The organism is Bradyrhizobium sp. (genome assembly GCF_027451485.1).
Taxonomy (GTDB): Bacteria; Pseudomonadota; Alphaproteobacteria; order Rhizobiales; family Xanthobacteraceae; genus Bradyrhizobium.
The window spans coordinates 34081-56136 of record NZ_DAIDJE010000104.1; the positions used below are offsets into that span (position 1 = coordinate 34081).

Sequence of the window (22056 nt, forward strand, 5' to 3'; positions counted from 1 at the left end):
CGTAAATCAGGCGGCTCCGTCTGCGGGAGCCTTATGGAAAGGCGTCGGATGTCAGTTTACGCCATAGCTAGCGAATTCCTTGACAATATTCGGGTCCATGGCCTTCGCGTTGTTGATATCGACCTCGCCATCCGAAACAGCGCCGCTACGCTGGCGCGCCAGGCCGCGCCCATATAGCGACGAGGTCAGCCGCGGATTGATGCGCAGCGCCGCATCGAAATCGGCGATCGCGTTCTTGTTCAATCCACTTTTCAGGTTGACGAGCCCGCGGCTGTCGAGGGCATCGACAAAGTTCGGGCGCAGCCGAAGTGCTTCGTTGCAGTCCCTCAGTGCGGGTTGCAAATCTCCGATCACAGCTCGCACCCAGCATCGGTTGTTGTAGGCTTCGACGTCCCGGGAATGGAGGCGGATGGTATCGCTGAAGTCCCGGATCGCGAGGTCATACGCCCCCTTGCTGGCATAGACCTGACCGCGCCTGTAGAGGCTGCTGACGTCATCCGGGTTTTCCGCAAGCTTCTGATTCAGGCCCTTGATGACGGGATCATCGGCGAGCGAGGGGGACGGCGGCGGCTCGTTGCCCGGAATCCTCGCCACGGGAGGTTCGGGTTGCGGCATGGCCGGCGCTTCTGTTTTCGGTGGCGCGGGCGTCTCCACGCGTGGTGCGGGCGGGGGCGGAGAGATGTCGGCGCTCTGCTGTTGCGGAGACGAAGTCGCGGGGTGCGCCCCTCGAACGAAGGAGAAGTCTTCCGCCAGCGAAGACGAAATCCACGGAACCTGTTCGCGCTGCGAAGCCCGGGTGACTCCGAGGCGGGTGCGATTGAGCGTCTCTTCCGCCGTCAGGTTCGGAACCCGCATTTCCTTGAGCAGTTCCTGAACGAACAGGCTGTGATCGCCGCCATTGTCCGATACCACCGAACTGAGCGCCGCAGAATACATCACCAGCGAGCCATTGGGCGCGATCACCGGCGCGAGCCCGGCCGAAGCGCTGCGAAATCGTCGTTCGTAAGGATTTCGCCGCGAAGCATCGATCAGGGCGATCTTGACGCGGGCGCCGCGGTTGTTGATTTCGCCGAGGATGGTCTCGAGGCTGAAACCGTCGCGCCGCACATCCGCCTCGGTCCAGATCTGGGCATCGACCGGAATCATGAAGCTCTGGCGGTTGGACTGGATGCCGTAGCCGCTGAAGAAGATCAGCGCCACGCTGCCCGGCTTGATCTGGCTGTACAGGCGATCCAGCGCCTTGCGCATTCCGTCGTTGGTCAAATTCTCGCCGGTCTCGACGGTGAATCCGTCACGCTTGAGTTCGTCGGCGACGCTCCGCGCGTCATTCACCGGCTCTTTCAATGGCGCATCTGCGTCGGGGTACTTCGCATTGCCGATGACGAGCGCCATCCGGTCGGCGGCGGCCGCAGCCGAAGCGAGGTTCGGGACGAACAAAAGAGCCAAAAGACTCAAAAGAGCCAGCAAAGAAGGGCGGATACTCATTCTGCGTCTGTCCAGGCAATTTGTGCGTCAGTTTCAACGCGTAAGCGGTGAGACCCCAGGCCCCCGCCCGGCAACTTTATCCCACGAAGATCGGATTAATCAAACCGCGCTCCCAAGCGGTGTCAATGTCTGCAAAGGCGCCAAATCGCCCGCGGTCTCGATTTTTTCAGACATCGCCGCCGTGCTCGGTTTCAGTGCCGCCCTTCAATGGTTCAATCTCGCCTCAGGAAGTTCGCAGGGTGCCTCTTCTCGATGACACATTGCGGCCGATCGGCAATTTCATCTGGCCGTCATGAGTCCCTGGGGTTTGACCTTTTGACCTGGCGGTGGCTTGCTGAAGCCGGCCCAACCGCAAAAAGAAGCTTGACGATGGAAACGACCTACGAAGTCCACGCACTCCGCTACGCGACCATGTCGCCGCGCACCCCTCACATGAACTACATCACGCCGGATCCGCATGAGACCGCAGCATCCGACCTCGATTATTTCGTGTGGTTGGTCCAGGGTGGCGGCCGCAACATTCTCGTCGATACCGGCTTCAATGCAGAAGAGGCGGCGGCGCGAAGCCGCAAGCTCACGCTGAACCCGGCAGAGGCGCTGACGCGCTTCGGGGTTCGTCCCGACACCATCGATGACGTCATCGTCACCCACCTGCACTACGATCATGCCGGCAATCTCGACCTGTTTCCGAAAGCGCGCTTTCATCTGCAGGATCGCGAGATGAGCTATGCCACCGGGCGCTGCATGTGCTTCGGTCATCTGCGCCACCCGTTCTCGATCGAGCATGTCACGCTGATGGTGCGGCACGTTTACGGCGAACGCGTCACCTTCCATGCCGGTGAGGGCAGCATCGCCCCCGGCGTCACGGTACATCATGTCGGTGGACATTCCGACGGTTTGCAGGTGGTTCGGATCGCGACGACGCGGGGTCCGATCGTGCTGGCGTCCGATGCGGCGCATTTCTACGGCAACCTGCACCGCCGCAATCCGTTTCCGATCGTCTACAACATCGGCGACATGTGCGCCGGCTGGGAGACGGTCGAGCGCCTGGCCGGGCATCCGGATCGCGTCATCCCCGGACATGATCCGTTGGTCGCCGAACTCTATCCGCGCGCCAGCGACAAGGTCGACGCCTTTGCGCTGCACCGGGCGCCGTCTCGTTCCTTCGCAAAATAGAGTCCCGCGATGGCAGGCTATAGCAATCTCGGCTTTGTTGGTCTCGGCGTGATGGGCGAGCCGATTTGCCGCAATCTCGTCAGGAAAAGCGGCGCGCGCGTGACTGCCTTCGATATTGCGCCGGAGCCGCTGGCACGGCTGAAGGCGGAAGGAGCCGCAATTGCCAACTCCGTGGCTGAGACCATCGGCCAATGCGAGGTTCTTTTCCTATGTCTGCCCAGCGCCAGGCACGTACGTCAAGTGTTCCAGGACGAGGGCATCCGGAACAACATTCGCAAAGGCCAGATCGTCGTCGATCTCGGTACGTCGTCCGTGAGCCAGACCCGCGAGTTCGCAGGCCAGGTGCAGGCAAAGGGCGCGTTCTGGGTCGATGCGCCGATCGCGCGAACGCGTCAGGCCGCGCAGGACGGCACGTTGAGCGTGATGGTCGGCGCGACGGCGGAACTATTTGCAGCGCTCAAGCCGCTGATCGAGTGCTTTGCCACCGACGTCACGCTCTGCGGGGGCACCGGGGCCGGGCAGGTGACGAAAATCCTCAACAATATGGTGTTGTTTCAGACGGTCAACGCGCTGTCGGAGGCGGTGGCGCTCGCCCGCCGCAATGACGTCGATCCGGCATTGCTGCTCGACACCCTGTCAAAAGGCTCAGCCGACAGTTTCGCGCTCCGCAACCACGGCATGAAGGCGATCGTGCCGGGCAATTTCCCGGAGCGCGCGTTCTCGACCGAATACGCGCTGAAGGATCTGTCCTATGCATTGGAGCTCGCCAAGGACGCGGGTTTGAGGATTCGCGGCGCGGAGTTGACCGGAAAGATCCTGCAGGAAGCGATCGATGCCGGTTCGGGCGGCGCGTATTTTCCCGTCATCGCAAAACATCTCGACGGAGGCCAGTCCGCCATGATCGGTCGTTTTCCCGGGCTCACGCCGACGCGCAGCCGCGCGGTAGTCCATGACGATCTCGTGCTGACCGTTGCCGTCGCGCCCGACCCGGTCACTCCGTCGATGTACGAACAAACAAAAAAAGCGCTGGCACGGATCGACGAAAGCCTCGCACTGTCCGGAACGAACAAAAGCAAAATCCTGTCGGCCATCGTCTACATCACTGATATGTCGAAGAAGGGCGAGATGAACCAGGCCTGGGACGAATGGGTGGACAAGGCCGATCCGCCGATGCGTGCTTGCATCGGCGTTGAACTGGAGCCGCCGCACATCGTGGAAATCGTCGTGACCGCGGCGAAGTGAACTTGGCGCAAGCGTCTTGTACGCCGTTCAGTAGCCACCCGCCTTTGTGGCGGCTCCAATTGTCTGCGCGAGACCAAGGCTCTGCTCGATCTTGGAGAGCGCGGCTGCGAGTTCCTTGCGCTCTCCCGCCGACAGGCACGAGAGAATTTCCTGTTCCTTGCCCAGGAGCCGCGGGATCAGTTCTTCATAGAGCTGCCGACCCCTCGGCGTGAGCTGAAGCGCGAATTCGCGTCGGTCGTCCGGGTTGGCGACGCGCTCAATGATCTTGCGCCGCATGAGCGCCGTGACGGCCCGGCTGATCGTCGATTTGTGCGTTCGGGTGCAATAGGAAATGTATTGAGCGGTACAGGCGCGTTCACGAAATCCGAGCGTCGCCAGCACCCGCCATTCCGGAATGTCCAGCCCGTAGCGTTCGCGATACTCGACGGACAAGGCCGCGCTCACCTCGGCCGCCAGGCGATTGAGGCGGAACGGCATGAAACGGAACAGATCGAGGGTTGCCTTGGCCAAAATGGCTCCGATCACGGGTTGCGCCGGCGCCGCGGCGGGTCTAAGATAGTTGCAAATGAAACTAATTTAACAGGGCCGGCTCCTTCTGGCCAGAGCCTCCAATGCCGATGTCGCAGGGCAACAGCCAGGACGAACCTAGGGCGAAGACCCGGTTCGGCTATCATCGCCATGCCGATCAGAGCCGGCTTGGCGCGGACATCGCCATTCATCCGGTGGTCGTGGTCGGCGCGGGGCCCGTGGGGCTGTCGCTCGCCATCGATCTGGCGCAACGCGGCCAGCCGGTGCTGTTGCTCGATGATGCGGATCGCATCGGCGAGGGGTCGCGCGCGATCTGCTTCTCGAAGCGCTCGCTCGAATTCTGGGACCGGCTTGGCGTTGGTCAGCGCATGGTCGACAAGGGCGTGGTCTGGCAGGTCGGAAAAATCTTTCACGGCGCCTCGCTACTCTACCAGTTCGATCTGTTGCCGGAGCAGGGCCATAAGCGCCCGGCCTTCATCAATCTTCAGCAGTTCTATGCGGAGGCCTATCTGGTCGACCGCGTCGGGGAATTGCCCGCGATCTCCTTGCGCTGGCGCAACAAGGTCGTCGGATTGGAGCGGCGCAACGACCACGTCGTCCTCTCAATCGAGACACCCGAGGGGCCATACCGGATTGGCGCTAGCTACGTCGTCGCCTGCGACGGCGCACGTTCGACGCTGCGCCAAATGGTGGGTGCCGAGTTCGCCGGTCAGGTGTTCGAGGATCAGTTTCTGATCGCCGACGTCAAGATGACCGCCGAGTTTCCGACCGAACGCTGGTTCTGGTTCGATCCGCCGTTTCACGCCGGCAGGTCGGCCTTGCTTCACAAGCAGCCGGACGACGTCTGGCGCATCGATCTGCAACTTGACCGCGACGCCGATCCGGTCGCCGAAAGGCAGCCGGAAAATGTGAGGCCGCGGATCGCGCGCATGCTCGGTCACGATCACTTCGATTTCGAATGGATCTCGCTTTACAAGTTCCAGTGCCGGCGGATGGCGAGTTTCCTCCACGGCCGCGTGATCTTTGCCGGCGATGCCGCCCATCAGGTTTCGCCATTCGGCGCGCGCGGCGCCAATTCGGGCCTGGAGGACGCCGAAAATCTGGGCTGGAAGCTTGACCGCGTGCTGCGCAGGACCTCGCCGGAAACCTTGCTGGAGAGCTACAACACCGAACGTAGCCAGGCGGCGGACGAGAATATCCGCGAATCCACCCGTTCGACGGATTTCATGGCTCCGAATTCGCCTTGCGAAGCCAGGCTGCGCAAGGTCGTGTTGTCGCTCGCCAAGGAAACCGAATTCGGCAAGCGAATGGTCAATGGCGGACGACTTTCGGTTCCCTCGATCTACCAGACCCCGTTGTCGACCGCAGATTGCGAGGACTGGCGCGGCGGCCCGCGTCCCGGTGCCTCGATGGTGGATGCGCCCATCTCGAAGCCCGGCGGCGAGGCCTCATATCTCACCGACGCCTTCGTGGACGCCGGTCGGGGCTTTGCGCTGGTCGCATTTGCCGACGGCGAGGCCATCGACCTTCCAGAAGAAGTCGCGATGATCCCGATCGGGAGTGCGGGACTTTCCGATGCTGCCGGCCTTCTCGCCGCGCGCTACGATGCCCGGCCTGGAACTGCTTATCTGCTTCGACCGGACGGCTACGTGGCGGCGCGTTTCCGTCATCCGACGCGCAGTGCCATCGAGGCTGCGCTTTTGCGCGCGTCCGGCAACAATTGAGTCGGCCATGGCGTTGGTAACTCGCTCGAAATTTGAAAGACCGGACGATGCGTTTCGCGCGATCGTTGAGGCGCATCGCGGACTGAGCGAGGAGGCGAGCGCCGATCTCGATGCCGCGCTGGTTCTCATTCTCGCCAATCACATCGGCGACATCGACGTGCTGCGCGAGGCGATCGAGCTGGCAAGGCGGCGGATGGTGGAAGCGAGGCAACAGCAACAGCAGCAACAGCAGCAACAACAATAATGACCAACAGGATTGAAGCGATGGCCAAGGGATTTGCGTCTACGACCGATATGGCGGAGAAGAAGGTCACGTTCTCCGAAATCGGGTCCGACCTTTATGCCTTTACAGCGGAGGGTGACCCCAACACCGCGGTCATTGTCGGCGAGGACGGCTGCCTCGTCTTCGACGCGCAGGCGACGCCGGCGATGGCAAACAAGGTGATCGAGCGTGTGCGCACCGTCACAGACAAGCCGATCAAATATGTCGTGCTGTCACATTATCACGCAGTACGCGTGCTCGGTGCGTCGGCCTACAAGGCACAGGCGATCATTGCCTCGGAGGAAACGCGGCGGCTGGTTGCCGAACGCGGCCAGCAGGATTGGGATTCCGAATACGGCCGCTTCCCGCGGCTATTCCAGGATGCGCAAAGCATTCCCGGGCTGACCTGGCCGACGCTTACCTTTGAAGGCGACATGTCGATCTATCTCGGCAAACGCGAGGTGCGCCTGATGCAACTTGGCGCAGGGCATACCTCGGGGGACATCGTCGCCTGGGTGCCAGATGCGGAGGTGATGTTCTCCGGCGACCTCATCGAATATCACTCAGCCTGCTATTGCGGCGATGCGCATCTGCGCGAGTGGCCCTCGACGCTGAACGAAATCCGCGCCTTCAATCCCAAGGCGATCGCGCCGGGACGCGGCGATGCGCTGAAGGGGCTGGCGACGGCTCGAGAAGCGATCGCGATGACGCGCGACTTCGTCACGACGCTTTATGGGGCAGCGGAAGCCGCCGTCGCCAGGGGACGCAGTCTCAAGGACACGATGGCGTCGACGCGCGAGGTAATGGATCCGAAGTTTTCCAGCTTTGCCATCTACGAGCACTGCCTGCCGTTCAACGTCTCGCGCGCGTTCGACGAAGCGTCCGGAATCGACGATCCCGTGATCTGGACCGACAAGCGCGACCGCGAAATGTGGGCCGCCCTGCAAGGAGGATGATCATGAATATCAATGCCTCTCCCGATGCGATCAGCCGCAGCCCGGCCCATATCACGCCCGGCTACATGTCCGGCTTCGGCAACAGCTTTGAAACAGAGGCGCTGGCCGGCGCATTGCCGATCGGGCGCAATTCGCCGCAGCGTTGTGCCTATGGGCTCTATGCCGAGCAGTTATCCGGCTCGCCCTTTACGGCGCCGCGCGGCAGCAATGAGCGTTCCTGGCTCTATCGCATTCGCCCCTCCGTGAAGCATTCCGGCCGTTTCGAAAAGACCGATATCGGACTGTGGCGCACCGCGCCGTGTCACGAGCAGGACGTGGCGATCGGCCAGTTGCGCTGGGATCCGGTGCCGATCCCGAAAGCCGAGATGACCTTCCTGCAAGGCGTGCAGACAATGACGACCGCGGGCGATGCCGGGACGCAGGCGGGCATGGCGGCGCATGTTTTCCTGATCACCAAATCCATGGTCGACCAGAACTTCTACAACGCCGATGGCGAGATGCTGTTCGTTCCGCAGCAAGGCGACCTGCGCTTCGTGACCGAATTCGGGCGAATTGACGTGGAGCCCGGCGAGATCGCCGTAATTCCGCGCGGCGTGAAATTCCGCATCGAGCTGACCGCCGGCCCCGCTCGTGGCTATCTGTGCGAAAATTACGGCGGCGCCTTCACGTTGCCGGAGCGCGGACCGATCGGCGCCAATTGCCTTGCCAATGCGCGGGATTTTCTCACTCCGGTCGCCGCCTATGAAGACAAAGACACGCCGACCGAATTGTTCGTGAAATGGGGCGGCTCGCTCTACGTGACCAGACTGCCGCACTCGCCGATCGACGTGGTAGCCTGGCACGGCAATTACGCGCCGTACAAGTACGACTTGAGAAACTTTTCGCCGGTCGGCGCGATCAGTTTCGATCATCCCGATCCGTCGATCTTCACGGTGCTGACTTCGCCGTCCGAAACGGCCGGTACGGCCAACATCGATTTTGTGATTTTCCCGGAGCGATGGATGGTTGCTGAAGACACCTTCCGGCCGCCCTGGTACCACGTGAACATCATGTCTGAATTCATGGGCCTGATCTATGGGGTCTATGACGCGAAGCCTCAAGGGTTCACGCCCGGCGGCATCAGCCTGCACAACATGATGCTGCCGCATGGTCCCGACCGCGAGGCCTTTGATCACGCCAGCAACGGCGAATTGAAGCCGGTCAAGCTGACGGGCACGATGGCCTTCATGTTCGAGACGCGATTTCCGCAGCGCGTCACCACGCACGCGGCGAAATCTTCGACGCTGCAGCGCGATTATGCGGATTGCTGGAAGGGTCTGGAGAAACGGTTCGATCCGAACAAGCCTTAGGGGCTCTGTCATCCCAGAGCGATGACTCGGCATCGCCCTCGGAATCCATTGCGCCGGGTATCTTGGAGAAATGGTTCCGGATATCCGGTCCGCGGCTCCAGAATGACAAGGAAACCTTCGAGATAGCGAGGACGCGATAATGACCCATCCCAACGATCCCGCGCTTCGCTCCTTCATTCCGGTCGACGCCGAATCCGATTTTCCGATTCAGAACCTGCCCTACGGCGTGTTCTCTGCGCGCGGCCTCGCGCCTCGCGTCGGCGTTGCGATCGGCGACTACGTGCTTGATCTCTGGGAGCTGGAGCAGGATGGCAGACTCGCTGTCGGCCAGGACGGCCCCGGCGTGTTTGTCGCGGATACACTCAATCCCTTCATGGCACTGGGGCCGAAGGTGTGGGCGGCGACGCGTTCGCGGATCAGCGAGCTTCTCCGACACGACAACGGTGAGCTGCGCGACAATGAAGCATTGTGTCGCCGCGTGCTGGTACCGATGAAGGAAGCGAGGTTGCATCTGCCGATTGCCGTTTCCGGCTACACCGATTTTTACGCCTCAAAAGAACATGCCAGCAATGTCGGCATCATGTTCCGCGGCAAGGAGAATGCCTTGCAGCCGAATTGGCTGCATATGCCGGTGGGCTATAACGGCCGGGCGTCGACCGTCGTGGTGTCCGGCACGAAGGTGCGGCGGCCGCGCGGGCAATTGAAGCCGCCGGGTGCCGACCTTCCCAGCTTCGGCGCCTGCAGGCGGCTCGATTTCGAGCTCGAAATGGGGGCGGTGATCGGTCAGCCGTCGCCGATGGGCGAGACGCTGACGGAAGCGCTGGCAGAACAGATGATCTTCGGCTTTGTTCTGCTGAACGACTGGAGCGCCCGAGATATCCAGCAATGGGAGTACGTTCCGCTCGGTCCGTTTCTGGCGAAGGCGTTTGCAACCTCGATCAGCCCATGGGTTGTGACCTCAGCGGCGCTGGAGCCATTCCGCCGGCAGGGGCCGAAGCAGGATCCGGCTCCATTGCCGTATTTGCAGCAAACACAGCCCCACAATTACGACATCGAACTGGAAGTCGCCTTGCGGGCGGCGCCGATGAGCAAGCCGGCGCGCATCTGCCGCACCAATTTCAAGTACATGTACTGGTCATCGGTGCAGCAATTGCTGCATCATGCTTCCTCCGGCTGCGCCATGAATGTGGGCGATCTGTTGGGCTCCGGCACGATGTCGGGACCGGAGAAAGATCAGCGCGGCAGCCTGCTCGAGATTTCCTGGAACGGCACCGAGCCGGTCGAGCTTGCCAGCGGCATCACGCGGACATTTCTCGAAGATGGTGATTCGCTCGTGATGCGCGGCTGGTGCCAGGGCAACGGTTACCGCGTTGGCTTCGGCGAGGTCGAAGGCACGATTGTGCCGGCTTGAACTCATTACGGGTCTGGTCCTTGACCATCCCGGATGACGCGTGACTATCGCTGCTCCGGCGGAATATCCCGAATCCGCTGCACGTGTGCCGCGATAGCCTCGTGCCCATATTCGAGATGCATACGCTTGTCCGATGGCGGTTGCTTTACGACCGACACGCCAGGCCGCCATTCGCGCGCGGGGCGGATCGGCCGCGGCGCGAATCCTCCCCCGCAATTCGGGCACACATTCTCGAGCTTATCCTCGGCGCAGGCCGCGCAGAACGTGCACTCATAGCTGCAAATCCGCGCGTCTATCGCATGCGGCGGCAGATCCTTATCGCAGTATTCGCAGTTTGGCCGGAGTTGCAGCGCCATGTCTTTCTCCGTGGGACGCGCAGCATCATCGCAGGACGCGCCGGAGTTTCGAATGCCGGATTTACCTCGATTCCGGACAAGGACCTTGGCCGACGCGCCCGATTTTTATCGGGGAGAAGCATCCTTGCTTCGCCACTCGCGGACGAGACCGGCTATATCCGCCTGCGCCGGCTCGCGGATAGCTGACGGCGTGCGCGAGAAGCGCGGCGCCGGCGCCGGCTGCGTGGTGCCGTGGCGTTTCACGAAGGCTTTCCGGGCGGCCATGTGAGGATGTTCCGGTGCCTCGGCGATCGTCAACACCGGAGCGAAGCAGACGTCGGTGCCTTCCATGACGGCGCACCATTCGGCGCGGGTTCTGGTCCTGAAGACGTCGGCCAGCTTCTGCCGCAGCGCAGGCCAGGCCTCGCGTTCCATCTGGGCGTCGAACACGGCATCCGAAAGCCCGGCGAGTTGGCGCAGCAATTGATAAAATTGCGGCTCGATCGAACCGATCGAGATGAAATTGCCGCAGGCGCACTGGTAGACGCCATAGAAGTGAGCCCCACCATCGAGAAAGTTGCTCTCTCGCGCGGTGGTCCAGCGGCCGATCGCCGCGAAGTCATAAAACATGGACATCAGAGAGGCCGCGCCGTCGCACATCGCGGCATCCACCACCTGGCCCTTGCCGGATTTTTTCGCCTCAAGCAGGGCTGCGAGCACGCCGACCACGAGATAAAGTGCGCCGCCGCCGAAATCTCCGACCAGGTTGAGCGGCGGCACCGGCCGCTCCGCGGGTCCGATCGCGGCCAGCGCGCCGGTCACCGATATATAGTTGATGTCGTGGCCAGCGGCCTGGGCCAATGGCCCATCCTGGCCCCATCCGGTCATGCGTCCGTAAACCAGCCGGGGGTTTTTAGCCAGCACCGCGTCGGGACCCAGACCGAGCCGCTCCATCACGCCAGGCCTGAAACCTTCCACCAACGCGTCGGCGTGTTCGAGAAGATCGAGCACCTGGGCAATCGCCGCCTCGCTCTTGAGATCGATCTCGACCACCTTGCGTCCACGCGCTGCCGCCGATTTCTGGTTTTTCTTCGCGCCCGGGCGGTCGAGTGTGACGACCTCCGCCCCCATATCGGCCAACATCATGCAGGCAAACGGACCGGGACCGATGCCGGCAAATTCGACGATGCGCAAGCCAGCCAGCGGGCCGGACGCCCCGCTGGTCAATGTCTGATGATCCGCCATGGTGAGCATTTTAATTACCTGTATGGCCCCGCGGGTTCGGTGATAGTCCGCCAAACCATCGATACCCGTCAACCGGCCGCCAGCAGCCTGGCCCTCGCGCAATTTGAGGGCCTCCGGCGGTTTACGAGCTCTTATCCATTCTATTCTAGGTTCCTCACGACCCGGTGTTCGCGTTTTGACGGGGCCGCGGGATGTATCAGTAGGGCAGGGGGAGCGGCGGTGAAGTTTTTGCAACGTGTCAGGCTGGTGCCATCAAAGCTGCCCGCCTTACGGTTTCGCGGCAAGATCAGCCTCGGCTTTGCCGTCGTACTTGCGATTTCCGCGGCCAGCATGGGCGTCGCTTATCTGGGGTTTGAGCGCGTTTCAAACGGCGTCACCGCCTACCGCGCGAGCGTGTCGGAATCGGATCAGGCCAAGAACATCGACCGCGATTTGATCGCCTACCGGGCGCTGGCCAAATATTATGTGGTGACCGGCAAGGCGGACGACGCCAAGGCCGCGCTGACAGCGGAAGCTGCGCTCAGGAATGCCATTGATCAGGCGATGAGAAGCGTGGATACGACGAATAACGAGCGCACCAAGCTGGTCGCGCGCCTGCATTCGGAGTTTCACTCTTTCACCAAGGTCTTCGCCGATGTCGTGAAGATCAAGAATGAAAGCGAGCTGATCAGCCAAAACGAGCTGATGCGGAACGGCAATCAGCTGCGCTACAAGCTCGACGACCTGCCAAGCGGGGTTGAAGACGATGCGACGCTGGCCGCCGTCACCATGGCGAGCAAGAAGGTGGCCGCGCTGTTCCAGACCGCCACGGCGCTGGTCAACACCTTCGTCGTCAATTCCGACCAGTCGATTGCCACGGGCGCCCTGGCCCGCCTGAAGTTCGTCGAGGCGGCATTGAAGGCCATTCCGGCCGACGAGCCAAAGGTTGCACAGGCCGTCAAGGACGCGTCCGGCTATCTTGAAGATTATCGCAAGTCGGTCACCAAGCTGGTCGATAACGCCAAGGAGCTTGACGAGCTCTCGATCGAGATGGCGGACTCCACGGTTGCCATCATGAAAGCCTCGAACGCGATGAAGGCTGAACTGCTCGCCGAACAGCAGCGGCTGGATTCCGAATCCGGCGCGATCATCAGCGAGACCCAGCGCCTCATCGTCTTGCTGGCTTTCGGCGGCTTCCTGTTGGGCGGGGTGCTGGCGCTGCTTTTGGGATCGGGCATGTCGCGGCCGATGATTGCGATGTGCAAGGCGATGCGCGAGCTTGCCGGCGGCAATTTCGATGTCGTGCTGCCGGGACTCGGCCGCCGGGACGAACTCGGCGAGATGGCTGCGGCCGTCGAGGAGTTCAAGGTGCAGGCGATCGCGAAGGCCGAACGCGATGCGGCGGCGCTCGACGAGCAGAACAAGGCCGCGGCTGCCGGCCGCCGGGCCGAGCTGATCCGCTTTGCCGATGAGTTCGAGGCAGCGGTCGGCAGCATCGTCGCCAATGTGTCGGCTTCGGCCGTGCAGCTCGAGGCGTCCGCGGGAACGTTGACGCGAACGGCGGAGACCACCCAGGATCTGTCGGGGCAGGTGGCCGGCGCATCCGAGCAGGCCTCCAGCAACATGCAATCGGTTGCAGCGGCGACCGAGGAACTCTCCTCCTCCGTCGACGAGATCGGAAGGCAGGCCCAGGAGTCCAACCGCATCGCAGAGGCGGCGGTGCTCCAGGCCCAGCAGACCGACGGCCGCATCGGCAAGCTCTCGCGCGCCGCGCAGGAAATCGGCGATGTCGTCAAGCTGATCACCGCCATTGCCGAGCAGACCAATCTTCTGGCGCTCAACGCCACCATTGAAGCGGCCCGTGCCGGTGATGCCGGGCGCGGATTTGCCGTTGTTGCTTCCGAAGTTAAGTCGCTGGCCAGCCAGACCGCCAAGGCGACCGACGAGATTTCGACCCATATCGCCGGGATGCAGGGCGCTACTCAGGAATCGGTTGCGGCGATCAAGGAAATCGGCGGGACCATCGGGCAGATTTCCACCATTGCCTCGGCGATAGCGAGTGCCGTCGAGGAGCAAAGTTCGGCTACCCAGGAAATCGCGCGCAGCGTGCAGAACGTGGCGGAAGGCACCAGTGAGGCTGCCGTGAATATCATGGAGGTTAACCGGGGCGCGGCGGAAACCGGCGCAGCATCGGCCAACGTTCTGGACGCGGCGCGATCGCTGTCTTCTGAAAGCACGCGGCTGCGCGAGGAACTCGATCGCTTCATGAGCAATATCCGCGCCGCCTGACGAGGCTGGTGGCGGCCCGACGTCTACTCCTTGCCGAATTGACGCTTCAGCTCGACCTTGGCGCGGTTCAAGCGCGCGCGCTGCGCCTGGCTCAGGGTCTTGCCGGCGCGGTTAATGTAGAAGGTCAACATCGAGAGCGCCGAGCGATAGGCGCCCGCTTTGCGGCGCGAGCTGCGCTCGGCAGAGTGCTTGAGCGAGGCAGCGATCCGTTTTGGATCCCGCTGGGTAAACACACCGCGCTTGAGGTCGAGCGCATCGCTCTCCCGCGTGACGCGCTGCGACCATCGCCTGGAGGATGATCTCTTGCCGGCGGTCTTTCCTGGGGCTTTCTTCGCAGGCCTGGTGCCCCGGCGGCTCGCAGGCCGGCGTGCCGCCGCCGATTTACGTGGTTGCGCCATGTCGAATTCCTCTGATTTCTTCGCGCCAACCCGCGGGAGCCCTGCCAGTTCCTCCCAAGCGCGTGCCGGGAACCCCTTCGCCCGCATCGACGTTAAGGATACCTGTGGTCCAGTTCCAATATTTGCATCCCTCCCGGCAGGCACTTTTGCAAATGCTAGAATTAAGGGACCACGCGCAGAGACAAGTATCTCATGGAGTGGATCTGACTTTTGCTTGAGGCTCTGCGGCCCGACCGGGAGCGAATGTCTGATCCACGCCACCTTGCACGCTTCGGAACGGCCTGTTGCTTTCGAGGCAATTCCTGATCGGTCCAGCCTCATGGGTTTGCAGCGACGACAGAGCGATTTGGACGCCGCAATCAAGCCTGCGCAGGCGGACGACCCTTATATTGTCGAAACCAGTATTCCTTTCCGGCTAGATGCGCTGCGCTGGAGCGGCTTTCATACGCGCGTCGTGCTCGCGCTCGGCATCACCTGGGTGCTTGACGGGCTTGAAGTCACGCTGGCGGGGGCGTTGTCCGGGGCGCTTAAGCAAAGTCCGACTCTGCATTTCTCGAATTTCGAGGTTGGATTCGCCAACAGCTGTTACCTCGCCGGTGCCGTGCTTGGCGCGTTCGGCTTCGGCTGGCTGACCGATCGCATCGGCCGCAAGAAGCTGTTCTTCATCACGCTCGCGCTTTATCTCACGGCCACCGCGGCGACGGCGCTGTCATGGAGCCTGGCGAGCTATGCGCTGTTCCGCTTCCTGACCGGCGCCGGCATCGGCGGTGAGTACACCGCTATCAATTCGACCATCCAGGAACTGGTCCCGGCGCGCTATCGCGGATGGACAGACCTTATCATTAACGGAAGCTTCTGGATCGGCGCGGCGCTTGGCGCCACCAGCGCGATCGTGCTGCTCGACCCGGACTGGTTCTCCGTCGATCTTGGCTGGCGGATTGCCTACTTCACCGGAGCATGCCTCGGCCTCGCCGTGTTTGTGATGCGGATATGGATTCCGGAGAGCCCGCGATGGCTTATCATTCACGGTCACCCCGATCGAGCCGATGCGATCATGTGCGGCATCGAGCGCTCGGTCACGGGGCATGCGCAGAATCAGTCGGCAGCCGGAGGGCAGGCGCCGCTGCGCTCATCGCCGAAACTTCGGATCCGCATGCGCGATCATACGCCGCTGTCGGAAGTCGCGCACACGTTGTTCGGCCTGTACCGCAAACGATCGCTGGTCGGCCTGGTGCTGATGATCGCCCAGGCCTTCTTTTACAATGCGATTTTCTTCACCTTCGCGCTGGTGCTGATCGATTTCTATGGAATACAAGCGGACCGCGTCGGCTGGTACATCCTTCCTTTCGCAGTCGGCAATTTTCTGGGCCCGCTCGTGCTCGGACGGCTGTTCGACACGCTGGGCCGCCGTCCGATGATCGCGTTCACCTACGGCATTTCCGGCATTCTGCTACTGCTCTCGGGCTATTTGTTTGAAATCGGCGCGCTCAATGCGACAACGCAGACCATTGCATGGATGGTCATCTTCTTCTGCGCTTCTCCGGCGGCCAGCGCCGCCTATCTGACGGTTAGCGAGAATTTTCCGCTGGAGGTGCGTGCGCTGGCAATTGCTGTCTTCTATGCAGTCGGCACCGGAATTGGCGGCGTCGCGGGACCTCTGGTGTTCGGTGCGCTGATCGATACCGGCTCGCGCGGCAGCGTCTTTACAGGTTATCTGCTCGGGGCGTTCTTGATGCTGCTGGCCGCCGCAGTCGGATGGCGTTACGCGGTGGCGGCGGAGCGCCGGCCGCTCGAAGCTGTTGCACAACCGCTGGCATCGGTGGAGTATTCAGAATGAACGAAGGCCTGGCATGAACGAACATGTAGCCGACCGCGCGTTACCCGATCCCCAGGAGCCCTGGCCCGCCGAGGGTGCTTCGCTCGATCTGATCACGGAAGTGCTCGCGAAGCGCCTCGAGAGCTGTGCCATTTTGCTCGACATCGACGGTACGCTACTCGATCTTGCGCGCACCCCGCGCGAGGTGTGGGTGCCGCCGGGGCTGGCGGCCACGCTGCATGCGCTGCACGGCCGGACAAAAGGCGCGCTCGCGCTTGTCAGCGGCCGGTCCCTCAACGATATCGACCTGATCTTTGCGCCGGATCGATTCCCCGGCGTCGGCGGCCATGGCGCAGAGATGCGGCTTTCAACAGAGAGCGAAGCGGTCGCCACCCATGCGCCACCGCTCGATCCGGAGCTGAAGCGCCGTCTGGCCGCGATCGCCCGGCTCAGCCCCGGCATTCTGCTGGAGGACAAGGGTTACTCGCTCGCTTTGCATTACCGCCTTGCGCCACATGCGGAGAGAGCGATCTACGAGGCAGTATCGCTGATCCGCGCCGATCTGCCGAGCGCAGCGATCGAGGTTCTTCCCGGAAAATGCGTCTGCGAGATCAAGCAGGCGGGCTTCGACAAGGCGAGCGGCGTGCGTGAAGTGATGAGGCACGAGCCGTTCAGCGGCCGCCGGCCCATTTTTATCGGCGATGACGTGACCGACGAGTCGGTCTTCGCGATCATGCCGGAGCTTGGCGGATTGGCTTTCTCGGTTGGTCGTCACGCCGCCCGCGTCGCCGGCCATTTTGATGAGCCTCGCGATGTCCGCAGCTGGCTGAAATGCCTCACTGATGGCAAAGCTTTGGCGTAGCGATGATCGCGGAACCGGTCGTTCTCGCGGCTCCCACGGCGCGTGAACGAATCTTGGCCGCGGAGGCACGCATTTGCGACGCTGCATCGCCTGAATTCGGTTTCAATTCATTGGAAAAGTGACGCGGAACCATATTGATGAACGGTTGTTAACACACGAGCGAACCATCAGGAGGGGAGCCGGTGAGCCTCGTCGTCGTTTCAAATCGGATCACGCGCGGCCATGCCAATGAACCCATCACGGGAGGTCTGGCCGCCGCACTGCTTCCAATCGTCGAGAAATCGGGCGCGATCTGGGTCGGTTCCAGCGGCCGGGTGCGCGACGGTGTCCAGAAGGAACCGTTTGCCGAAATCGAGGCGCTCGGTACCGGTGCGCTTGCGATGCTTGACCTGCCGGCCGCGCATTATGAAGGTTACTATGAAGGCTTTGCCAATTCTGCTTTGTGGCCGGCGCTGCATTCGCGTGCTGACCTGATCCGGGTTTCGCAGGGCGATTATCTGTCCTACCGGGAAGTCAACGCGTTCATGGCGCGGGCTCTGCTCCGCTTCCGCAAGCCCGAGACGGCATTCTGGATCCAGGATTATCACTTCCTTGCTCTCGGAGCGGAATTGCGCGAACTCGGCGTCGACCAGCCGGTCGGCTTCTTCCTGCATACGCCTTGGGCGCCCCGTGACGTGATGGAGGGCGTTCCGCATCACCGCGAACTGGTAGAGGCGATGCTGGCCTATGACCTGATCGGCTTCCAGACCGAGGGTGATTGCGAAAATTTTACGAACTATCTCTCGTCAACCCTGGACCTTGTGATCGAGGATGGCACGGTGGCGACTCCGCACGGGACGACGCGCCTCGCGGTGTTTCCGATCGGCATCGATGTGGAAAAATTCGCGCGCCAAGCCACCAAGGCCATTTCACACCCGGACGTGTCGCGGCTGCGCCGCAGCCTAAACGGCGAAAAACTCGCCATCGGCGTCGACCGCCTGGATTATTCCAAGGGGCTTATCAATCGCGTCAAGGCCTTCGACAAGATGTGGACTCTGCATCCGTCGCTGGCGCGCACGGCCTCGCTGCTCCAGGTCGCAACGCCCTCGCGTGGGGCTATCGAGGCCTATGGCCAACTGCAAAGCGAACTCGCGAAACTCGTCAGTGACGTCAACGGCCTTCATGGTGAGGTGGACTGGACGCCGATCCGCTATCTCAACAAGGGTTTCAGCCAGACCGTGTTGGCCGGCCTTTACCGCACCGCGCAGGTGGGCGTGGTGACGCCGCTTCACGACGGCATGAATCTGGTGGCGAAGGAATATGTCGCCGCGCAAAATCCCGCCGATCCCGGCGTGCTCGTGTTGTCGAAGTTTGCGGGTGCAGCCAACGAGCTCGACACCGCGCTTCTGGTCAACCCTCACGATATCGATGGCATGGCGCGAGCGATCGCAACGGCGCTATCGATGCCGCTGCTCGAGCGGCGGATGCGCTGGGAGGCAATGATGGCCAAGCTTCGTCGCGGCTCCATCCAGCAGTGGTTCGAGGCCTTCGTCGAGGCGTTGCAGAAGGCGCGGGCCGAACGCGAGGCGGCGGCGCTGCGGCCTGTTTTGAGGCCGCCGAATTTGTGGCCGCTCCGCTCCGTCAACGCCTGACTGCGGGATCGACGGCGAAGTAAAAGCCGGTCCGCGAGGGTCCTCATTGCAAGAGGTAATGCGTCGAGCGCCGCCGCCTGCCCGTGGCATCGGTGATCCGCGGCTTCGCCTACTCCCGCGGTCGCAGTTCTGCGCCTGACGGCGGCCGCATATCCGGCCGTCGTCAGAATGCCGAGGCCATCGCCCGGCGGATCCGCGCGTGATCCTGACGCTCGCTTATCCGCACCACAGAAGGAGGGGGATATCGAGAGCCGGCGGGGTCACCCCGCCCCGCGGCGCCATGGTCTCCCGGAATAATTTCCAAATCTTTTCAATGTCTTGCTGAAATGACGGTGGACGCTGCGCGGGTGCACTTGCAAAAGTCCGCGCGCACCTTCAAGAGAGGACCTCTTCGGAGAGATGGCCGAGTGGCTTAAGGCGCACGCTTGGAAAGCGTGTGTGCGGGAAACCGTACCGTGGGTTCGAATCCCACTCTCTCCGCCAGAAGGTCGTTCCAGAAAGTTTCACCCAGCCCCAATTCCTGACACAAAGAGCTGTAATAACAGCTGCTTATGCGGAGTTTGGCGTTCCATTCAATTCCATCCCGTCTCGCCAAATCTCATGCCTAAGTGTATGTAAAAGTGTATGTAGCCGGGGTGCCGGTATATGGCGCGAGGATTCGGAAAACTGACGGCCAAGCAGGTCGAGCATTTGTCTCGGCGGGGGATGCACGCTGACGGCGGCGGCCTGTATCTCCAGGTGGCGAAGGGCGGCTCCAAGAGCTGGCTGTTTCGATACAAGCTTTATGGCCGCACGCGCTGGCATGGTCTCGGGTCACTGCGCGATGTGGGCCTTGAAGAAGCGCGCGAGAAGGCAACTGACGCTCGCAAGGTCCGCCGCAATGGCGCCGACCCGATCCAAGCCAAGCGCGAGGCGGAAGCCGCTGCCCGCATCGAGGCCGCCAAGGCGATCACGTTCGGAGCGGCTGCTAAGCGCTTCATCAAGGCCAATCGGGCCGGTTGGAAAAATGCCAAGCACGCCGATCAATGGGGGATGACGTTGCTCGGCGTCGACCAGAAGGGAAAGCCGACCAGAAACGACTACTGCAAGACCATCCGTGATCTTCCGATCGGCGCGATTGATACGACGCTGGTCCTGAGAATCATCGAACCGATCTGGGCGAGCAAGACCGAAACGGCCAGCCGCATTCGCAGTCGCATCGAGCAGGTCATCGATGCCGCCAAAGCGAAAGGCGAGTTCAAGGGCGAAAACCCGGCCCGCTGGAAGGGGCACCTCGATAACCTGCTCCCGGCCACGTCGAAGGTTCGCAAGGTCCGCAATCATCCGGCGCTGCCTTATCGGCAATTGCCCGACTTCATGCGCAAGCTCCGCGAGCGCGACGGTGTAGCTGCCGCAGCTCTTGAGTTTCAGATACTGACGGCCGTCAGGCCCGGCAACGCGGTAACGGCGAAATGGGACCAGGTCGATCGGCAGACATCAGTCTGGACCATTCCGGCTGCACTCATGAAGAGCGATGCCGAACACAAAGTGCCATTGAGCAAGGCGGCGCTCGCCGTGCTCGATCGCATGGAAGTCACGAAGGATGATAGCGAGTACATCTTCCCCAACAGCAAGGGCAAGCCTCTGAGCGACGCCTCGACGGCCGCGGTGATCAACAGGATGAATGAGCTCGAGCGGCGCTGGATCGATGCGAAACTCGACCGTGAAATCGTACCGCACGGCTTCCGCTCATCGTTCCGCGATTGGGCGGCAGAGCACGGCTATGACGATCCCGTCGCCGAAGCTGCGCTCGCGCACAAGGTCAGCGACGACGTAGTCGCGGCCTATAGGCGCACGACCTTCTTCGACCTGCGCAAGCGGATGATGGAGAACTGGGCTGACTATTGCGCCCGACCGTCCAGCAACGATGACACCGTCGTGGCGTTCCGCTCGCAGTCATGAAGCCGGTGGTCGATGTAGCTTCGCTTATTCATGTATTCTTGAAATGTCGCCTCTGAACGTTCCCCCAGTGCCTTGCATCGTGTTAATTACCGAGCGGCAAGAGAAGAGAAATTTATGCATTTGCCTTCGATCAACGAAATCCGCCCTTAAACTCCAAAGGACGCGCTCTTATTTGCATGGCCATACGTCTCTGAGCGCAGTAATGGTCAAATCGACGAAAGGCTCGTGAAGACGCGCAGGATGGGCGTCAAGATAATTAATCACCACACGTAGGGACTGTTGGACGGTTGCATCGGTAGGCGGACAAAACCGAAGTCCAACAGGCAGCGTCGGACCAATGGCCCCCAGAGCAATAAGCGTTCCGTCGCAGATGCCCATGTTGTATGCAACTTGATCGTTGTTCATTCTTTTATTTGTGTCATACGCTTCGATTCGCATCTTGCAGGTCGACACTAAGTCGTTGCCAGTCTGCGCGTCTACAGTCCGATCACACATAATAGATAATAGAAAAACACCGCTCGCGGCCGCAGCAAGTAAAAGTGCTTTCACGAGACACCCTCCCTATCATTTCGTTCGATTTTCGAAATCCTATGAAAATTTAGCAATATCTAAGCCCGAAAAAACAAATCGAGCGGGCCGCCAATTCTCTTGCAACTTGTGTCGCAGGCGACGCACTATTGCTGGTTTGTTTGTTCGATGTCATTTTGCTGACTGGGTTGGGGTCTGCCGCAATGACTGTTCGCAAAATCCGTAAGCTCAGCACCATGGCCTCTTATGCGTGTTTGCTTCTGGTCGTCCCAGTCTTGGAAGGTTGTTCAAACGTAGGTCCCGGTCTACCCAACCATCCGATGGATTGCGCCATAGGCGTCCCATGGGCTGACTGCCTGCCGGGCACACCCGGCTATAGAGGCCCTACTGCACAAGAGACGCAAGCGAAGTGGCAGGCGGTCGGAGAGAAAGTGCGCGCGGCGACGGCGGAATGTCGGGAGAAGCGCCTTGCAAAGGAAATTAAAGGTTTCAAGGCATCTGCCGAGTGTTCAAACCCGCAGATAATTGCTGCGTATCAAGAGGCGCAATATCAATACATGGATCTAGTTTTTGTTGCCGCCGCAGCTCGCGTGGCTGGAGGCGAAAATGTCGACAAGGGAAAGATCACCGAAGCTGAATACGACCTTCAACTAGCCGAACTGAACAGTCGCATAGTCGCGGAGGAAGAGCGCCGCAATCTTGCGAAGACAAATGTACAAGCAGCACAGATGCAGGCACGGGCCGCACAGGTGCAGGCTACAGGCTCCTTGATACAGGGCTTGGGTGCGCTTCAATCAGCTCAGGCAGCAAGCCGACCGGCACCTGGCGCGCGGCAATCAGGATGGAAGTGGAGCGTCAATCAGGATGAGAGAGCTTTGCCGGGCTCGTGACGAAGGGAG

Annotated in this window: 19 protein-coding genes, 1 tRNA gene and 1 pseudogene; 15 read left to right on the forward strand and 6 right to left on the reverse strand. The window is 61.5% G+C overall.

The features are described 5' to 3' along the window. Nucleotides 1–51: 51 nt before the first annotated feature. Complete coding sequence (locus tag NEZ08_RS13975) at nt 52–1485, reverse strand: caspase family protein (RefSeq protein WP_298107677.1); 1434 nt, start codon at nt 1483–1485, stop codon at nt 52–54. Between the two features lie 369 nt (nt 1486–1854). Between NEZ08_RS13975 and NEZ08_RS13980 the strand changes: the two genes are divergently transcribed. From NEZ08_RS13980 to NEZ08_RS13990, 3 genes and pseudogenes are all read left to right on the forward strand, one after another. Further along, nucleotides 1855–2661 (forward strand): N-acyl homoserine lactonase family protein, encoded by an 807-nt coding sequence (locus tag NEZ08_RS13980; RefSeq protein WP_298107680.1) that lies wholly within the window; start codon nt 1855–1857, stop codon nt 2659–2661. A 9-nt stretch (nt 2662–2670) separates the two neighbouring features. Next, a pseudogene (locus NEZ08_RS13985) lies at nt 2671–3543 on the forward strand (NAD(P)-dependent oxidoreductase); the annotation flags it as partial. Nucleotides 3544–3663: 120 nt separating this feature from the next. Further along, nucleotides 3664–3903, forward strand: a complete 240-nt coding sequence (locus NEZ08_RS13990) for a RidA family protein (protein ID WP_298107726.1) — start codon at nt 3664–3666, stop codon at nt 3901–3903. Between the two features lie 27 nt (nt 3904–3930). Here the strand turns inward: NEZ08_RS13990 and NEZ08_RS13995 are convergent, their stop codons facing one another. After that, nucleotides 3931–4380, reverse strand: a complete 450-nt coding sequence (locus tag NEZ08_RS13995; RefSeq protein WP_298107728.1) for a MarR family transcriptional regulator — start codon at nt 4378–4380, stop codon at nt 3931–3933. Between the two features lie 140 nt (nt 4381–4520). Between NEZ08_RS13995 and NEZ08_RS14000 the strand changes: the two genes are divergently transcribed. From NEZ08_RS14000 to fahA, 5 genes are all read left to right on the forward strand, one after another. Further along, nucleotides 4521–6155: an FAD-dependent oxidoreductase gene (locus NEZ08_RS14000; protein WP_298107731.1), complete on the forward strand. Its 1635-nt coding sequence runs from the start codon at nt 4521–4523 to the stop codon at nt 6153–6155. Nucleotides 6156–6162: 7 nt separating this feature from the next. Continuing rightward, entirely contained in the window at nt 6163–6399 is a 237-nt protein-coding gene (locus NEZ08_RS14005; protein ID WP_298107683.1) for a DUF2783 domain-containing protein, read from the forward strand. Nucleotides 6400–6419: 20 nt separating this feature from the next. Continuing rightward, nucleotides 6420–7373 carry an MBL fold metallo-hydrolase gene (locus tag NEZ08_RS14010; protein ID WP_298107687.1) on the forward strand — a complete coding sequence of 318 codons (954 nt, stop codon included), beginning with the start codon at nt 6420–6422 and terminating at the stop codon, nt 7371–7373. Between the two features lie 2 nt (nt 7374–7375). Next, nucleotides 7376–8722 carry a homogentisate 1,2-dioxygenase gene (gene hmgA, locus NEZ08_RS14015; protein ID WP_298107690.1) on the forward strand — a complete coding sequence of 449 codons (1347 nt, stop codon included), beginning with the start codon at nt 7376–7378 and terminating at the stop codon, nt 8720–8722. Between the two features lie 139 nt (nt 8723–8861). Then, nucleotides 8862–10133, forward strand: a complete 1272-nt coding sequence (fahA, locus tag NEZ08_RS14020) for a fumarylacetoacetase (RefSeq protein ID WP_298107693.1) — start codon at nt 8862–8864, stop codon at nt 10131–10133. 44 nt (nt 10134–10177) lie between these two features. Here fahA and NEZ08_RS14025 read toward each other — a convergent pair whose 3' ends face one another. Both NEZ08_RS14025 and NEZ08_RS14030 read right to left on the reverse strand, forming a co-directional pair. Continuing rightward, a complete protein-coding gene (locus NEZ08_RS14025; RefSeq protein WP_298107696.1) occupies nt 10178–10489 on the reverse strand; it encodes a DUF1272 domain-containing protein in 312 nt (103 codons plus the stop codon). A gap of 105 nt (nt 10490–10594) precedes the next feature. After that, a complete protein-coding gene (locus NEZ08_RS14030; protein WP_298107733.1) occupies nt 10595–11713 on the reverse strand; it encodes a CaiB/BaiF CoA-transferase family protein in 1119 nt (372 codons plus the stop codon). 219 nt (nt 11714–11932) lie between these two features. Between NEZ08_RS14030 and NEZ08_RS14035 the strand changes: the two genes are divergently transcribed. Continuing rightward, entirely contained in the window at nt 11933–13981 is a 2049-nt protein-coding gene (locus NEZ08_RS14035) for a methyl-accepting chemotaxis protein (RefSeq protein WP_298107699.1), read from the forward strand. 23 nt (nt 13982–14004) lie between these two features. Here the strand turns inward: NEZ08_RS14035 and NEZ08_RS14040 are convergent, their stop codons facing one another. Beyond that, a complete protein-coding gene (locus NEZ08_RS14040) occupies nt 14005–14379 on the reverse strand; it encodes a DUF3175 domain-containing protein (RefSeq protein WP_298107702.1) in 375 nt (124 codons plus the stop codon). 319 nt (nt 14380–14698) lie between these two features. Between NEZ08_RS14040 and NEZ08_RS14045 the strand changes: the two genes are divergently transcribed. The 5 genes from NEZ08_RS14045 to NEZ08_RS14065 all read left to right on the forward strand — a co-directional run bounded on the left by NEZ08_RS14045 (nt 14699) and on the right by NEZ08_RS14065 (nt 20629). Next, nucleotides 14699–16216, forward strand: a complete 1518-nt coding sequence (locus NEZ08_RS14045) for an MFS transporter (protein ID WP_298107709.1) — start codon at nt 14699–14701, stop codon at nt 16214–16216. Between the two features lie 13 nt (nt 16217–16229). Next, on the forward strand, nt 16230–17057 hold the full coding sequence (gene otsB / locus NEZ08_RS14050; protein WP_298107711.1) for a trehalose-phosphatase: 828 nt from the start codon (nt 16230–16232) through the stop codon (nt 17055–17057). A 182-nt stretch (nt 17058–17239) separates the two neighbouring features. Next, nucleotides 17240–18688, forward strand: coding sequence for a trehalose-6-phosphate synthase (locus tag NEZ08_RS14055; RefSeq protein ID WP_298107713.1), 1449 nt, complete (start codon nt 17240–17242; stop codon nt 18686–18688). A gap of 393 nt (nt 18689–19081) precedes the next feature. Continuing rightward, nucleotides 19082–19171, forward strand: a tRNA-Ser gene (locus NEZ08_RS14060). 162 nt (nt 19172–19333) lie between these two features. Beyond that, nucleotides 19334–20629, forward strand: coding sequence for a site-specific integrase (locus tag NEZ08_RS14065; protein ID WP_298107716.1), 1296 nt, complete (start codon nt 19334–19336; stop codon nt 20627–20629). A gap of 168 nt (nt 20630–20797) precedes the next feature. Here the strand turns inward: NEZ08_RS14065 and NEZ08_RS25795 are convergent, their stop codons facing one another. Next, entirely contained in the window at nt 20798–21124 is a 327-nt protein-coding gene (locus NEZ08_RS25795) for a Rap1a/Tai family immunity protein (RefSeq protein ID WP_367278415.1), read from the reverse strand. Between the two features lie 464 nt (nt 21125–21588). On the opposite strand from NEZ08_RS25795, the gene NEZ08_RS14070 reads away from it, so the two are divergent. Continuing rightward, nucleotides 21589–22047 (forward strand): hypothetical protein, encoded by a 459-nt coding sequence (locus tag NEZ08_RS14070; RefSeq protein ID WP_298107718.1) that lies wholly within the window; start codon nt 21589–21591, stop codon nt 22045–22047. The last annotated feature ends 9 nt before the right edge of the window (nt 22048–22056 follow it).

Excerpts from the sequence above, each read along its gene's own strand:
- NEZ08_RS13975 (WP_298107677.1), bottom strand. The coding sequence starts at position 1,485 with ATGAGTATCCGCCCTTCTTTGCTGGCTCTTTTGAGTCTTTTGGCTCTT.
- NEZ08_RS13980 (WP_298107680.1), top strand. The coding sequence starts at position 1,855 with ATGGAAACGACCTACGAAGTCCACGCACTCCGCTACGCGACCATGTCG.
- NEZ08_RS13990 (WP_298107726.1), top strand. The coding sequence starts at position 3,664 with ATGTACGAACAAACAAAAAAAGCGCTGGCACGGATCGACGAAAGCCTC.
- NEZ08_RS13995 (WP_298107728.1), bottom strand. The coding sequence starts at position 4,380 with ATGCCGTTCCGCCTCAATCGCCTGGCGGCCGAGGTGAGCGCGGCCTTG.
- NEZ08_RS14000 (WP_298107731.1), top strand. The coding sequence starts at position 4,521 with ATGTCGCAGGGCAACAGCCAGGACGAACCTAGGGCGAAGACCCGGTTC.
- NEZ08_RS14005 (WP_298107683.1), top strand. The coding sequence starts at position 6,163 with ATGGCGTTGGTAACTCGCTCGAAATTTGAAAGACCGGACGATGCGTTT.
- NEZ08_RS14010 (WP_298107687.1), top strand. The coding sequence starts at position 6,420 with ATGGCCAAGGGATTTGCGTCTACGACCGATATGGCGGAGAAGAAGGTC.
- hmgA (WP_298107690.1), top strand. The coding sequence starts at position 7,376 with ATGAATATCAATGCCTCTCCCGATGCGATCAGCCGCAGCCCGGCCCAT.
- fahA (WP_298107693.1), top strand. The coding sequence starts at position 8,862 with ATGACCCATCCCAACGATCCCGCGCTTCGCTCCTTCATTCCGGTCGAC.
- NEZ08_RS14025 (WP_298107696.1), bottom strand. The coding sequence starts at position 10,489 with ATGGCGCTGCAACTCCGGCCAAACTGCGAATACTGCGATAAGGATCTG.
- NEZ08_RS14030 (WP_298107733.1), bottom strand. The coding sequence starts at position 11,713 with ATGGCGGATCATCAGACATTGACCAGCGGGGCGTCCGGCCCGCTGGCT.
- NEZ08_RS14040 (WP_298107702.1), bottom strand. The coding sequence starts at position 14,379 with ATGGCGCAACCACGTAAATCGGCGGCGGCACGCCGGCCTGCGAGCCGC.
- NEZ08_RS14045 (WP_298107709.1), top strand. The coding sequence starts at position 14,699 with ATGGGTTTGCAGCGACGACAGAGCGATTTGGACGCCGCAATCAAGCCT.
- otsB (WP_298107711.1), top strand. The coding sequence starts at position 16,230 with ATGAACGAACATGTAGCCGACCGCGCGTTACCCGATCCCCAGGAGCCC.
- NEZ08_RS14065 (WP_298107716.1), top strand. The coding sequence starts at position 19,334 with ATGGCGCGAGGATTCGGAAAACTGACGGCCAAGCAGGTCGAGCATTTG.
- NEZ08_RS25795 (WP_367278415.1), bottom strand. The coding sequence starts at position 21,124 with ATGTGTGATCGGACTGTAGACGCGCAGACTGGCAACGACTTAGTGTCG.